Annotated in this window: 11 protein-coding genes; 4 read left to right on the forward strand and 7 right to left on the reverse strand. The window is 66.6% G+C overall.

Translation table 11 applies throughout. From position 1 onward, the window contains the following. Positions 1-38: 38 nt before the first annotated feature. Positions 39-515, reverse strand: a complete 477-nt coding sequence (locus J0I42_RS08635; RefSeq protein WP_291654414.1) for an Lrp/AsnC family transcriptional regulator — start codon at positions 513-515, stop codon at positions 39-41. Between the two features lie 148 nt (positions 516-663). Between J0I42_RS08635 and putA the strand changes: the two genes are divergently transcribed. Both putA and lhpH read left to right on the forward strand, forming a co-directional pair. Beyond that, complete coding sequence (gene putA / locus J0I42_RS08640) at positions 664-4,365, forward strand: trifunctional transcriptional regulator/proline dehydrogenase/L-glutamate gamma-semialdehyde dehydrogenase (RefSeq protein WP_291654415.1); 3,702 nt, start codon at positions 664-666, stop codon at positions 4,363-4,365. 90 nt (positions 4,366-4,455) lie between these two features. Further along, positions 4,456-5,463: a trans-3-hydroxy-L-proline dehydratase gene (lhpH, locus tag J0I42_RS08645; protein WP_291654416.1), complete on the forward strand. Its 1,008-nt coding sequence runs from the start codon at positions 4,456-4,458 to the stop codon at positions 5,461-5,463. Positions 5,464-5,551: 88 nt separating this feature from the next. Here the strand turns inward: lhpH and J0I42_RS08650 are convergent, their stop codons facing one another. Continuing rightward, entirely contained in the window at positions 5,552-6,064 is a 513-nt protein-coding gene (locus J0I42_RS08650; RefSeq protein WP_291654417.1) for a LysR substrate-binding domain-containing protein, read from the reverse strand. A gap of 13 nt (positions 6,065-6,077) precedes the next feature. On the opposite strand from J0I42_RS08650, the gene J0I42_RS08655 reads away from it, so the two are divergent. Further along, the gene (locus J0I42_RS08655) at positions 6,078-6,200 is read left to right on the forward strand and encodes a hypothetical protein (RefSeq protein WP_291654418.1); all 123 of its coding nucleotides are present in this window, start codon (positions 6,078-6,080) and stop codon (positions 6,198-6,200) included. Positions 6,201-6,691: 491 nt separating this feature from the next. Here J0I42_RS08655 and pgm read toward each other — a convergent pair whose 3' ends face one another. Next, on the reverse strand, positions 6,692-8,350 hold the full coding sequence (pgm, locus tag J0I42_RS08660; protein WP_291654419.1) for a phosphoglucomutase (alpha-D-glucose-1,6-bisphosphate-dependent): 1,659 nt from the start codon (positions 8,348-8,350) through the stop codon (positions 6,692-6,694). A 216-nt stretch (positions 8,351-8,566) separates the two neighbouring features. Here pgm and J0I42_RS08665 point away from each other — a divergent pair, with 216 nt between their 5' ends. Beyond that, on the forward strand, positions 8,567-9,913 hold the full coding sequence (locus J0I42_RS08665; RefSeq protein ID WP_291654420.1) for a UDP-glucose dehydrogenase family protein: 1,347 nt from the start codon (positions 8,567-8,569) through the stop codon (positions 9,911-9,913). A 21-nt stretch (positions 9,914-9,934) separates the two neighbouring features. Here J0I42_RS08665 and J0I42_RS08670 read toward each other — a convergent pair whose 3' ends face one another. The 4 genes from J0I42_RS08670 to J0I42_RS08685 all read right to left on the reverse strand — a co-directional run bounded on the left by J0I42_RS08670 (position 9,935) and on the right by J0I42_RS08685 (position 13,705). Further along, positions 9,935-11,206 (reverse strand): RNA polymerase sigma factor, encoded by a 1,272-nt coding sequence (locus J0I42_RS08670; RefSeq protein WP_291654421.1) that lies wholly within the window; start codon positions 11,204-11,206, stop codon positions 9,935-9,937. Between the two features lie 62 nt (positions 11,207-11,268). Next, positions 11,269-11,694, reverse strand: coding sequence for a YciI family protein (locus J0I42_RS08675; protein WP_291654422.1), 426 nt, complete (start codon positions 11,692-11,694; stop codon positions 11,269-11,271). A 66-nt stretch (positions 11,695-11,760) separates the two neighbouring features. Next, a complete protein-coding gene (locus J0I42_RS08680; RefSeq protein WP_291654423.1) occupies positions 11,761-12,183 on the reverse strand; it encodes a YciI family protein in 423 nt (140 codons plus the stop codon). A gap of 181 nt (positions 12,184-12,364) precedes the next feature. Next, positions 12,365-13,705, reverse strand: coding sequence for a dihydroorotase (locus J0I42_RS08685; RefSeq protein WP_291654424.1), 1,341 nt, complete (start codon positions 13,703-13,705; stop codon positions 12,365-12,367). Between the last annotated feature and the right edge of the window lie 283 nt (positions 13,706-13,988).

Here is a 13,988-nt window from a genome sequence, read left to right on the forward strand (position 1 = left end):
GAGCATGCCGGCTCCGGAACGATCCGGGCCGGCCCGCCTCACCAGGTTTCCTTGACCGTCTCCATGGCGACATTGGTCGAGGTGTTCGCGACATGGGGCAGGTTCGAGATCTTCTCGCCCAGCACGGCCCGGTAGCGCCTGATGTCAGGCGTCCTGATCTTGAGGAGGTAGTCGAAACGCCCGGCGATCATGTGGCATTCCTCGACCTCCCTGATCTTCTTGACCTCCTCGTTGAACTTCGTCAGCGCCTTTTCCGTGGTGTCGGACAGCTTCACTTCGGCGAAGGCAATGTGATCGAGCTTGAGTTTCGCCGGATTGAGCGTCGCCCGGAAGCCCTCGATATAGCCGTCGTCGAGCAGCCTGCGGAACCGGATCTGACAGGGCGTCTTGGATAGGCCGATCCGCGCCCCGAGTTCTGCGATCGAAATCCGGCCATCCTCCCGGAGCACGTCCAGAATCTTCCGATCGAACGCGTCCAGATCGCCTTCTATTGGTAATTCCTTAGGCTTTTTCACTTGCAATCCTCAAATCTGAAGTCTGATTGGACTGCAGGATAGCAGCATTTGGACCGCCCGAAAATCAGGCTCATGATAAGCTCCCGCGCAAAGAACGGGAGAGGGTATCGCCTCCGGCCCGTCGCGTTCGAACCAGCCGGGAAAAGCCATGAGCCAAGCCTCCGCTTCCGCAGTCGCCACCGTCACGAGCCCGGCGCCCTTCGCGGGCTTCGCGCCGCCGATCCGGGAGCAATCGGCGCTGCGTCAGGCGATCACCGCCGCCTATCGACGGCCCGAGACGGAGTGCCTGCCGCCGCTGTTGGCCGCCGCGAAGCTGGCTCCGGCGAGCAAGCAGGAGATCGCCGCGACGGGCCGCAAGCTGATCGAGGCGCTGCGGGCCAAGCACAAGGGCACCGGCGTCGAGGGGCTGGTTCAGGAATATTCTCTCTCCAGCCAGGAGGGCGTCGCACTGATGTGCCTCGCCGAGGCGCTGCTGCGTATCCCGGATACCGCGACGCGCGACGCGCTGATCCGCGACAAGATCGCCGATGGCGACTGGAAGTCCCATGTCGGCGGCGGCAAGTCGCTTTTCGTCAATGCCGCGACCTGGGGCCTCGTCGTCACCGGCAAGCTGACCTCCACCGTCAATGACCGCAGCCTCGCTGCCGCCCTGACGCGCCTGATCGCGCGGGCCGGCGAGCCGGTGATCCGCCGTGGCGTCGACATGGCGATGCGGATGATGGGCGAGCAGTTCGTCACCGGCGAGACGATCGACGAGGCGCTGAAGCGCGCGCGCCCGCTGGAAGCGCGCGGCTTCCGCTATTCCTACGACATGCTCGGCGAGGCCGCGACCACCGTCGCCGATGCCGCGCGCTATTATCGCGACTACGAGAACGCGATCCACGCCATCGGCCGGGCCGCCAACGGGCGCGGCGTCTATGAAGGCCCGGGCATCTCGATCAAGCTCTCGGCGCTGCATCCGCGCTATAGCCGTGCGCAGGCCGGCCGCGTGATGTCGGAGCTGCTGCCGCTCGTGCGCGAGCTCGCGCTGATCGCCAAATCTTACGATATCGGCCTCAACATCGATGCCGAGGAGGCGGACCGGCTGGAGCTCTCGCTCGACCTGCTGGAAGCGCTGAGCTTCGACGATGCGTTGAAGGGTTGGAACGGCCTCGGCTTCGTGGTGCAGGCTTATGGCAAGCGCTGCCCCTTCGTACTCGACTGGATCATCGATCTCGCCCGCCGCTCCGGCCGGCGCATGATGGTGCGCCTCGTCAAGGGCGCCTATTGGGATGCCGAAATCAAGCGCGCGCAGGTCGACGGGCTCGCCGATTTCCCGGTCTATACCCGCAAGGTCCATACCGACGTTGCCTATGTCGCCTGCGCCCGCAAATTGCTGGCGGCGCCGGACGCGATCTTCCCGCAATTCGCGACGCATAACGCCCAGACGCTGGCGACGATCTATCATCTCGCCGGCAACGACTTCGCGGTCGGCAAATACGAGTTCCAGTGCCTGCACGGCATGGGCGAGCCGCTCTATGACGAGGTCGTAGGCCAGGACAATCTCGACCGGCCCTGCCGCATCTATGCGCCGGTCGGCACGCATGAGACGCTGCTCGCCTATCTGGTGCGCCGCCTGCTCGAGAACGGCGCGAACTCCTCCTTCGTGAACCGCATCTCCGATCCGAAGGTGACAATCGACTCGCTCGTCGCCGATCCCGTCGATGTCGTCGAGGCGATGCCGGTCATCGGCATGCTGCATGACCAGATCGCGCTGCCGGGCGATCTCTACGGCGCCGACCGCGCCAATTCGAAGGGCATCGACCTCTCGAATGAGGCGGCTTTGGCCGAGTTGGCAGGCAATCTCGCGGCGACGGTCGGGCAAAGCTGGCATGCCGTGCCGCTGCTCGCCGACAACTCGACTGCCGGCACGACGCGGCCGATCCTGAACCCGGCCGATCATTCCGACGTCGTCGGGCAGGTCACCGAGCTTGCGGTCGAGGATGCCGCCAAGATCGCCCGCCTCGCCGCCGAGGGCGGCAAGGCCTGGGCTGCCGTGCCGCCGGCCGAGCGCGCCGCCTGCCTCGACCGTGCCGCCGATATCATGCAGGCTCGCATCGAGACGCTGATGGCCATCGCCATGCGCGAGGCCGGCAAGTCGGCTGCCAATGCGATCAGCGAGGTGCGCGAGGCCATCGATTTCCTGCGATACTATGCCGACCAGGCGCGCAAGACGCTCGGGCCGGCGCATGCGCCGCTGGGGCCGATCGTCTGCATCAGCCCGTGGAACTTCCCGCTGGCGATCTTCACCGGTCAGGTCGCGGCGGCGCTCGTCGCCGGCAATGCGGTGATGGCCAAGCCCGCCGGCGTCACGCCGATCATCGCCCATGAGAGCGTGAAGATCCTGCACGAGGCCGGCGTCCCGCGCAGCGCGCTGCAGTTCACGCCCGGCAGCGGGCGCCTCGGCGCGGCACTGGTCGGCGCGGCCGAGACGGCCGGCGTCATGTTCACCGGTTCGACCGAGGTCGCGCGCGGCATCCAGGCCCAGCTCGCCGAGCGCCTCTCGGCCGAGGGCAAGCCGATCCCGCTCATCGCAGAGACCGGCGGCCAGAACGGCATGATCGTCGATTCCTCGGCGTTGGCCGAGCAGGTCGTCGCCGATGTCATCGCGTCGGCCTTCGACAGCGCCGGACAGCGCTGCTCGGCGCTGCGCGTGCTCTGCCTGCAGCAGGATATCGCCGATCGCACGCTGCACATGCTGCAGGGCGCGCTGAAGGAACTCACGATCGGCCGCACCGACAAGCTGAGCGTCGATATCGGCCCGGTGATCAGCGAGGGCGCCCAGCGCGAGATCGACGAGCATGTCGCGCGCATGCGCGGCCTCGGCCGCAAGGTCGAGCAGCTCCCGCTGCCGGACGCCGCGGCGAAGGGCACCTTCGTGCCGCCGACCATCGTCGAACTGAAGAGCCTTACCGATCTGAAGCGCGAGGTCTTCGGCCCCGTGCTGCACGTCATCCGCTATCAGCGCGACGATCTCGACAAGCTGATCGACGAGGTCAACGGCTCCGGCTATGGCCTGACCTTCGGCCTGCACACGCGGCTCGACGAAACGATCGCCCATGTCACCAGCCGCATCAAGGCGGGCAATCTCTACGTGAACCGCAACATCATCGGCGCGGTGGTCGGCGTGCAGCCCTTCGGCGGCCGCGGCCTTTCGGGCACCGGGCCGAAGGCCGGCGGGCCGCTCTATATCGGCCGTCTCGTGCGCAGGGCGCCGATCCCGCCGCAGCACAGCTCGATCCACACCGATCCGGCGCTGCTCGAATATGCAGCCTGGCTCTCCGGCAAGGGTCTGAACGCTGAAGCGAACACCGCCCGCGAGATCGGCGGCCATTCGGCGCTGGGCTTGCATGTCGAGCTGGCCGGCCCGGTCGGCGAGCGCAATCTCTATGCGCTGCATCCGCGCGGCCGCATTCTCCTCGTGCCGCAGACCGAGGCCGGCCTCTACCAGCAGGTCGCGGCGGCGCTGGCGACGGGCAACCAGCTCGTCATCGACGTGGATTCCGGCCTGAACGGCGCGCTCTCTGGTCTGCCGGGGACTGTCGAAGCCCGCATCAGCTGGACCTCGGACTGGGAGGCCGACGGCCCGTTCTCCGGCGCGCTGGTCGAGGGCGACACCCAGCGCATCGGCGAGGTGAACCGCCGCATCGCCCAGCTCCCCGGCCCGCTCGTGCTGGTGCAAGCGGCGAGCACGGAAGAGCTGAAGCGCGACCCCGATGCCTATTGCCTGAACTGGCTGCTGGAGGAGGTCTCGACCTCGATCAACACCACCGCGGCCGGCGGCAATGCCAGCCTGATGACGATCGGCTGACCCTGCTAACACGCGTCCAGGCGCCTCCCTTGCGGACGGCGCCTGGACCTGCTCAAGGCTGTCCAGAACACAGCAGCATCAGGGGGAAACATGCAGACCGAACGCGTCATCCAGACCGTCGAGGCTCATACCGGCGGCGAGCCTTTCCGGATCGTGACCAGCGGTTTGCCGCGTCTGCCCGGCAGGACGATCGTCCAGCGCCGCGACTGGGTGAAGAACAACATCGACGAGATCAGGCAGGCGCTGATCTTCGAACCGCGCGGCCATGCCGACATGTATGCGGGCTACCTGACCGAGCCCGTCTCCCCCGAAGCTGATTTCGGCGTCATCTTCGTCCACAACGAGGGCTACAGCGACCATTGCGGCCACGGCGTCATCGCGCTCGCGACCGCCGCCGTCGAGCTCGGCTGGGTCAAGCGCACCGAGCCGGAGACGCGGGTCGGCATCGACGCGCCCTGCGGCTTCATCGAGGCCTTCGTGACCTGGGACGGCAAGCGCGCCGCCAGCGTCCGCTTCGTCAACGTCCCCTCCTATCTCGTCCATCGCGACGTCAGCGTGGAGACGCCGACCTACGGCCGCGTCACCGGGGACATCGCCTTCGGCGGCGCCTTCTACTTCTATACCGATGGCCGCCCCTTCGACCTTTCGATCCGCCGGGACAACGCCGAGGCGCTGATCCGCTTCGGCGCCGAGGTGAAGATCGCCGCCAACAAGGCCTTCCCGGTGGTGCACCCGGAAATCCCGGAACTGAACCATATCTACGGCACGATCATCGACGGCGATCCGCTCGACCCCAAGGCGACGCAGGCCAATTGCTGCATCTTCGCCGACCGGCAGCTCGACCGCTCGCCGACAGGCTCCGGCACGGCCGGGCGTACCGCCCTGCTCCATGCCAAGGGGCTGCTGGAGCCGGGCGAACTTCTGGTCAACGAATCCATCGTCGGCTCGATCATGACCGGGCGGGTTCTGCAGGAGACCAGGCTCGGAGAGATCGACGCGATCATCCCGGAAGTCTCCGGCAGCGCGCATCTCTGCGGCCAGGCGACATGGTTCATCGACCGTGACGACCCGCTGCGGCACGGCTTCCTGCTGCGCTAGCGCTCGCTACAGCGGACCGAGATCGCGTAAGATCAGGTTGTATAGCGCCCCTGCGCGGCCGGGGTCAGCGCCTCCCTGTGTCGCGGGATCAGCGAGACCGGCCGGTCGAAGATCGGGGCCACCAGCGGAATCTGCGCGAGATCAGGCGCAGGTTCTCGACCAGCGATTCCCCCAGAGAGGCCATGCCCAGCCCTTCCGAGGCCAGCCCGACCGCGCTTGAGAAAGACCCGACCACGAACTTGGTCTTCACCTCGATGCCCGAAAGCGAGAGTTGCGCCTCCATCAATAGCCGATTGCCGCTGCTGCCACCGAGCATGATCAGGTCATGGCCGGCGAGGTCGGCCCAGGTGATGGACTCGCTCCCCGCCAGCGGAAGGTCGTGGCGGCAATAGACGACGAAAGGATCGCGGACCAGGATCTCGTCATGCAGGCCCTGCTGGATCGGCGGCGGGACATGCTGGCCGAACTCCGCCTGACGCCGCTGCACCGCCTCGATGACGAGCGTGCTGGTCCGGTCGAGGATCTCGACGCGGTTGTTCGGGTGCCGTGTGGCGTAGCCGCGCAGGATACGCGGCACGCGCCCATGCATCAGCGAGGGCACCGAGGCGATCGTGATGTCGCCCGTCGAGAAGCACGCGATGGAAGAGAAGAAGATGCGGGCGATCGAGCAGGGCAAGGACGATCGTAGCTGGATCGACGCCACGCTGACGCGCCTGGGCTGCGTCATCGAAGCCTGACGCGGCGCAGCCGGACACCACGAGGCAGCGCGAACCCGTCGATCGGCCGTCGCATCCATGGCGGAGGTTTCCGGGCTCGCTTCCGGCCCGCCAGGAAGCGGAGTGCCATCTGAGGAGCGAGGCGAGCAACCAACGTCCTGCTCACCGGCTGCCCTGCACCGCGGAGAGCGCGAATCAGATCGCTGCCCCAGGTGCCGCAAACCCATCATATCGAGGCGCCGGCGACAGTCAGCACGTTGACATGAAAGTGAAATCTTCACGCCCTTGCCGCGCTCGAATCCTCAGCTATCCTCGATGAAAATAAAACTACGGGAGGGACGATGATGATCTGGGCGATGATCCTCTGGCTTGCCTGCGCCGCTGTTTTTCTTGAGCTGGTCGAGCGGGCTCCAGCTATCGACAATTAGGAGACGTGCCCGTCGACGCGGGGCACAACCTGCGCCTGTGGGACAGGCCGGCAGCGATGTTCTCCTGCGCCGGCCCGTTGAAGTTCAGGACGCCCCGGCCGACGCGAAGGCCTGCCCGACAATGCGGCGCGCGTCCTTCTGGATCGTAGCGAGATGAGCCTCGTCGCGGAAGCTTTCCGCATAGATCTTGTAGACCTCCTCGGTGCCCGACGGGCGCGCCGCGAACCAGCCATCCGCCGAGGTGACCTTGACGCCACCGATCGGCGCATCGTTGCCGGGAGCCTTGCTCAGGATCGCCGTGATCGGCTGCCCCGCGAGCTCCTTCGTGGCGATCTGTTCTGCCGACAGGTTCTTGAGGACGGCCTTCTGGCTCGCGCTCGCCGGGGCGTCGACGCGCGCATAGTGCGGCTCGCCGAGCTCAGCCGTGAGCTTATCGTAGAGCACGCCGGGATCGTTGCCGGTCTTCGCGGTGATCTCGGCGGCGAGCAGGCCGAGGATGATGCCGTCCTTGTCGGTGGTCCAGGCCGTTCCGTCCATGCGCAGGAAAGAGGCGCCGGCGCTCTCCTCGCCGGCGAAACCGAAGCTGCCCGAGATCAGACCATCGACAAACCATTTGAAGCCGACCGGCACCTCGACGAGCCGCCGCCCCAGCTTGGCCGCGACGCGGTCGATGATCGCGCTCGACACCGCCGTCTTGCCGATCGCGGCGTCCGCACGCCAGCCCGGCCGGTTGGCGAAGAGATAGGCGCTCGCCGCCGCGAGATAATGGTTCGGGTTCATGAGCCCGCTGCTGCGCGTCACGATACCGTGCCGGTCGGCATCGGTATCGTTGGCGAAGGCGACGTCGAAACGGTCGCGCATGCCGATCAGGCTCGCCATCGCATAGGGCGAGGAGCAATCCATCCGGATCTTGCCGTCCCAGTCGGCCGTCATGAAGCCGAAGGCCGGATCGACCTCCTTGCTGACGATGGTCGCATTCAGCCCGTAGCGGTCGATGATCGGCTGGTAGTAGTCGAGCCCGGCCCCGCCCAGCGGATCGATGCCGATCACGATCCCGGCCTGGCGGATCGCCTCCATGTCGACGACGCTCGCGAGGTCCGAGACATAACCGGTGATGTAGTCGTGCCGGTGAACATGTTCGCTCTTCAGCGCGCGCTCGTAGGGCATGCGCTGAATGCCGGCGAGCTTCTCGGCAAGGAAGGCGTTGGCCCGCTTCTCGATCCAGCCGGTCGCGTCGGTATCGGCCGGTCCGCCATGGGGCGGATTGTACTTCAGGCCGCCATCGGCCGGCGGATTGTGCGAAGGCGAGATCACGACGCCGTCGGCGAGCCCGGCGGAGCGCCCGCGGTTATGCACGATGATCGCATGCGAGATCACCGGGGTCGGCGTGAAGCCGAGCTTCTCGTCGATGATCGTGGCGACGCCATTGGCAGCGAAGACCTCCAGCACGGTCTCGAAGGCATTGCGCGAGAGCGCGTGTGTGTCGATGCCGAGGAAGAGCGGTCCATCGATCCCCTGCTCCCGGCGATACAGGCAGATGGCCTGCGCGATCGCCAGGATATGCGCCTCGTTGAACGAGCGCAGCAGCGCCGAGCCGCGATGGCCGGAGGTGCCGAAGGCGACCTGCTGCGAACGCTGCGAAGGATCGGGCTGCTCGTAATAGGCTTTGGTGAGAGCCGTCACGTCGACGAGTTGGCCGGGCTCGAGCCGCTTGCCGGCCAGGGGACTCACGGAATCGCTCATGTAGGCTCTCGTTCTAGGCACGGAAGATGCGACATCCCTTATAGACGCCGCCATGAACAGAGTTGCAACGGAATGCGACAGGTTCGCGGCATCTGGCCACCGGGCGACTCGGCCTTCATTCGCGTGGCCTTCACAACGCCGCTTTTCTCTCGCGCTTGTCTCAAAGCCGGGCTAGTACGCGCCCCTGCGCTATCGTCTCACGGACGGGAGTTATCGATGAAGATCGTGATGGTCGGCTCGGGCTATGTCGGGCTTGTCTCCGGGGCCTGTTTTGCGGATTTCGGCCATGAGGTCGTCTGCGTCGACAAGCTGGAGAGCAAGGTCGCGGCGCTGAAGCGCGGCGAGATCCCGATCTTCGAACCCGGCCTGTCGGAGCTGGTGCGCAGCAATGCCGCGGCTGGGCGCCTGTCCTTCACCACCGATCTCGCCGGCCCGGTTGCCGAGGCCGATGCGGTCTTCATCGCGGTCGGCACGCCCTCGCGTCGTGGCGACGGCTTCGCCGACCTGTCCTATGTCTATGCCGCGACCCGCGAGATCGCGCAGGCAATCAGCGGCCATACCGTCATCGTGACCAAGTCGACGGTCCCGGTCGGCACCGGCGACGAGGTCGAGCGCATCATCCGCGAACTCAGGCCCGATGCCGAGTTCGCCGTGGTCTCCAACCCGGAGTTCCTGCGCGAGGGCGCGGCGATCGAGGATTTCAAGCGGCCGGACCGCATCGTCGTCGGCACCGACGATGAGTGGGCACGGACCGTGATGGCCGATATCTACCGGCCGCTCTATCTCAACAACGCACCGATCCTGAACACCGGCAGGCGCACGGCGGAGCTGACGAAATACGCCGCCAACGCTTTTCTGGCGACGAAGATCACCTTCATCAACGAGATCGCCGATCTCTGCGAGCAGGTCGGCGCCAATGTCCAGGACGTTGCCCGCGGCATGGGTCTTGACAACCGCATCGGCTCGAAATTCCTGCATGCCGGGCCGGGCTATGGCGGCTCATGCTTCCCGAAGGATACGCTCGCCCTGATCAAGACGGCGCAGGATTACGGCACGCCGGCGCGCATCGTCGAGACGGTCGCGGCGGTGAACGAGCAGCGCAAGCGGGCGATGGGTCGCAAGGTCGTTGCAGCCTGCGGCGGCTCGGTCAGGGGCAAGACGATCGCCGTGCTGGGCCTGACCTTCAAGCCGAACACCGACGACATGCGCGACGCGCCTTCGATCGCGGTGGTCACGGCGCTGGTCGATGGCGGCGCCACGATCCGCGCCTATGACCCCGAGGGCATGGAGCAGGCGAAAGCCGTGCTGCCGGCCGGCGTGACCTATTGCGGCGACGCCTATGAATGCGTCGCGGATGCCGACGCCGCAGTCATCGTCACCGAATGGAACATCTTCCGTGCGCTCGATCTCGACCGAGTCAAGGCGGCGATGGCAGCGCCGATCCTCGTCGATCTCCGTAATGTCTACCGGGCCGAGCAGGTTCGCGCCAAGGGCTTCATCTATGCCGATGTCGGCCGCGGCCTCGCGGCTCCAGAAGGCAAGGAAGCCGAGACGGCCGCCTGAGCAGGGTCGCGCGGCAACGATTCATCGCCCCGCTGCACGTTCCTTTGCCGCTCTTTCCTGCATCAAGGCACGCTCCCGCGCATTCTGCGTGAGCGCGACCGCACGTTCGAAAGCCTCCGCCGCCTCGAGATGGCGGCCGAGCTTGGCGAGCAGATCGCCACGTACGCTCGGCAGCAGATGGTATCGTTTGAGCGCCGGCTCCTCTGCCAGCGCGTCGATCAGGGCGAGCCCCGCTTCCGGGCCCTCCGCCATGCTGACCGCCACCGCACGGTTGAGTTCGACGACCGGTGACGGCGTCACCTGCCCCAACACCGTGTAGAGCGCGACGATGCGAGGCCAATCGGTCTCCTCGGCGGTCCGGGCGCGAGCATGACAGGCGGCGAGCGCGGCCTGCAGCAGATACGGCCCCGGCGTCGTCGCGGCGAGCCGCTGCGCCTGTTCCAGCGCCGTCAGACCACGCCCGATCAGCAACTGGTCCCAGCGGGCGCGGTTCTGGTCGAGCAGCAGGATCGGCTCGCCATCCGGACCGACGCGCGCCCGAAGCCGCGAGGCCTGCAACTCCATCAGCGCGACGAGGCCGTGGACCTCGGGCTCGTCAGGCGCAAGCGCCGCCAGGATGCGGCCGAGCCGCAGCGCCTCCTCGCACAGGCCGGGCCGGACCCAGTCCTCGCCAGCCGTGGCCGAATAGCCTTCGTTGAAGATGAGATAGACGACCTCCAGCACCGAGGCGAGGCGCGCGCCGAGTTCTGTGCCGGCCGGCACCTCATAGGGGACCCTGGCTTCGCTCAGCGTCTTCTTGGCGCGCACGATGCGCTGCGCCATGGTCGGCTCCGGCACCAGGAAGGCGCGCGCGATCTCGTCGGTCGTCAGTCCGCCCAGCAGCCGCAGCGTCAGCGCGATCCGCGCCTCCTTCGGCAGCACCGGGTGACAGGCCGTGAAGATGAGGCGCAGCAGATCGTCGCCCACCTCGTCATCGAGCGTCTCGTCGAGATCCGGCATCGCCGGCCCTTCAGTGTCGATGTCGCGGCCGATCTCGTCCTGCTTGCGCCGTGCCATGATCTCGTGGCGGGCGGCATCGAGCGCGCGATGCTTGGCGACCTGCATCAGCCAGGCCGCCGGATTGCGCGGAACGCCCTCTTCCGGCCACTGCTTCAAGGCCGCGACGAGCGCGTCCTGCGCCAGCTCCTCGGCCCGGCCGACATCGCGCGTCACGCGCGCGAGCCCCGCGATCAACCGGGGCGCCTCCATGCGCCAGACCGTCTCGATGGTGCGGTGTGCATCGCTGCCCGACATGGGAAGCGATACACACCATCAGCCCATCGGCTGACAAGTGGCACCGGCAAGGCGTCGATCGGTCAGCGCTGCCCCTCGGACTCGGCCTTGAGCCGGTCCCACTGCGCCGCGGCTTCCGGCGTGACGATCTCGCCGAAATCGGCCAGCTCGTACAATGGCCGGATCTCGATCTCGGAGGGACCGGGCATCGGGTTGGGGCAGCGCTTGACCCAGGCGATCGCCTCGTCAAGCGACGCGCATTCCCACAGCCAGTAGCCGGCAACGAGTTCCTTGGTTTCGGCGAAGGGGCCATCGACGACAGCACGCTTGGCGCCGTCGAACTGGACGCGCGCCCCCTTGGAACTCGGCTGCAGGCCGTCGCCACCCTTCATGATGCCCGCTTTCACCAGCTCTTCATTGTAGGCCATCATCGCCTCGAGCAGTTCCTGGGTCGGCGGCGCGCCGGCTTCGCTATCCTTGGTCGCCTTGACCATCACCATGAAACGCATCGGTTTTCTCCTTTGAAAGGCGAAAGCACGGCTCGCGCCTGGATCGGATTTTGGAGTTTACGTCGCTCAGCTTGCGAGCTTCGCCGCGCCGGCCAGGATGCGCTCTTCCTGCGCGCGCAGCTCCGGCGTCAGCGCCTCGCCGAAATCTGCCATCTCGAAAATGCGGCGCAATTCGATCTCCGCGCCGTCGTCGAAGGGCGCGCGCTTCAACCATTCGACGGCCTCCTCGAAGGACTTCACCTGCCAGATCCAGAAGCCGCAGAGCAGTTCCTTCGTTTCGGCGAAGGGGCCATCCGTGATCACCCGCTCGCTGCCCGAGAAGCGCATGCGGAGGCCCTTCGCGCTCGGATGCAGGCCGTCGCCCGCCAGCATGATGCCGGCCTTCACCAGTTCCTCGTTATAGGCCCCCATCCGGGTGAGGAGTTCTTCGCTCGGCATGATGCCGGCTTCACTGTCCTTGCTGGCCTTGACCAGAACCATGACACGCATCGGCTTTCTCCTTGGTTTGGGAGAACCGGGCGGCTCCGGCGCGGACCGCCGAAACCCGTTCTCTGACTGCACGTCGAACGGGCGCGGCTGGAATCGACAGCGCCGGAAATCTTTTTTCGATTTTTTTGCGGGGCCGCCCGCGCGCTCATTCAGAGCCGAACGCGGGCGCCGCCGTTTCGGTTCAGGCGCTGCGCGGCAGGGCCTCCAGGAAGCGGGCCGGCTCGCCCTGCGACGGGGCCGTCAGTTCGCCCTCCCACATCACCTTGAGGCCGCGCACGAAGGTGCCGACCGGCCAGCCGGTGACGGTGACGCCGTCATAGGGCGTCCAGCCGCATTTCGAGGCGCTCCATTCCTTGGTGATGGTCTCGCGGCGCTTGAGGTCGACGATGGTGAAATCCGCGTCGTAGCCGACCGCGATCCGGCCCTTGCCCTCCAGCCCGAAGATGCGCTGCGGGCCCGCGCTGCTGAGATCGACGAAGCGCTCCAGCGTCAGCCGGCCGGCATTCACATGGTCAAGCATGATCGGCACCAGAGTCTGTACGCCCGGCATGCCGGAATGGCTCGCCGGGTAGGGATGGTGCTTCTCCTCATGGGTATGCGGCGCATGGTCCGAGCCGAGCACGTCGACGATGCCCTGCTCGACACCCCACCAGATGCGCTGGCGATGGCTGTCGTCGCGGATCGGCGGGTTCATCTGGGCATAGGTGCCGAGTCGCTCGTAGCAATCCGGCGCAACCAGCGTCAGGTGGTTCGGCAGCACCTCGACGGTCGCGACATCCTTATGATCCTTCAGGAAGACCATCTCCTCACCCGTCGAGATGTGCAGGATATGGACACGTGCACCGGTCTCCCGCGCGATCCGCACCAGTCGCTTCGTGCAGGTCAGCGCCACCTCGGGCGAGCGCCAGACCGGATGGCTCGAGGGATCGCCCTCGACACGCAGGGGCATACGCTCGCGCAGCATTCCCTCGTCTTCGGAATGGAAGGCGGCGCGGCGGCGCGTGCGCTTCAGGATCTCGGCGACGCCGCGATCGTCCTCCACCAGCAGATCGCCGGTCGAGGAGCCCATGAACACCTTGATGCCGGCCGCGCCGGGGAGCCGTTCCAGCTCCGGCACGTCATGGACGTTCTCATGGGTGCCGCCGACCCAGAAGGCGAAATCGCAATGCATGCGATGGCGCCCACGCCTGACCTTGTCGGCCAGCGCCTCCGGCGTCGTCGTCTGGGGAATGGTGTTCGGCATCTCGAAGACGCAGGTCACGCCGCCGAGCGCGGCCGAGCGCGAACCGCTCTCCAGGTCTTCCTTGTGGTCGAGACCCGGCTCGCGGAAATGCACCTGGGAGTCGATCACGCCAGGGAGGATGTGCAGGCCGGTGCAATCGATGACCTCGCCGGCCGAGGCTTGGCTGAGATCGCCGAGCGCCATGATCTTGCCGCCGGTGACGCCGACATCGCGCGCGACGCGCCCGTCCTGGTTCACCACCGTGCCGCCCTTGAGGATGACGTCGTAGGTCTGGGGCATGGCGGATCTCCGGGAGGTTGAGCGCGAAGCATTTTCAAGCGAGGTGGATACCGGTTCGCGTGAAGAAAATGCAAGAAAACAAGGAGCTAGAGTAACTCCGCGATTCGGAGAAACGCGGAATTGCTCTGGCGGCCGATGCAGCCTACCTATCGGCCAACGCGCCGTCCCGGAAGCCCAAACAGTTTTCGGGTGGCGCCATCATCACCATTCGGCTGACGAGCCCCCGGCCCGATATCAGAACTGGAACGGCTGCCCATGTCCGCAACCCGATTGATCGATCGCG

It is taken from the genome of Allobosea sp. (assembly GCF_017308015.1).
GTDB lineage: Bacteria > Pseudomonadota > Alphaproteobacteria > Rhizobiales > Beijerinckiaceae > Allobosea.

Coding starts and splice junctions, on each gene's coding strand:
- pgm (WP_291654419.1), bottom strand. CDS start 8,350: ATGAGCGATTCCGTGAGTCCCCTGGCCGGCAAGCGGCTCGAGCCCGGC.
- J0I42_RS08665 (WP_291654420.1), top strand. CDS start 8,567: ATGAAGATCGTGATGGTCGGCTCGGGCTATGTCGGGCTTGTCTCCGGG.
- putA (WP_291654415.1), top strand. CDS start 664: ATGAGCCAAGCCTCCGCTTCCGCAGTCGCCACCGTCACGAGCCCGGCG.
- J0I42_RS08680 (WP_291654423.1), bottom strand. CDS start 12,183: ATGCGTGTCATGGTTCTGGTCAAGGCCAGCAAGGACAGTGAAGCCGGC.
- J0I42_RS08670 (WP_291654421.1), bottom strand. CDS start 11,206: ATGTCGGGCAGCGATGCACACCGCACCATCGAGACGGTCTGGCGCATG.
- J0I42_RS08685 (WP_291654424.1), bottom strand. CDS start 13,705: ATGCCCCAGACCTACGACGTCATCCTCAAGGGCGGCACGGTGGTGAAC.
- J0I42_RS08675 (WP_291654422.1), bottom strand. CDS start 11,694: ATGCGTTTCATGGTGATGGTCAAGGCGACCAAGGATAGCGAAGCCGGC.
- J0I42_RS08655 (WP_291654418.1), top strand. CDS start 6,078: ATGTCGCCCGTCGAGAAGCACGCGATGGAAGAGAAGAAGATGCGGGCG.
- lhpH (WP_291654416.1), top strand. CDS start 4,456: ATGCAGACCGAACGCGTCATCCAGACCGTCGAGGCTCATACCGGCGGC.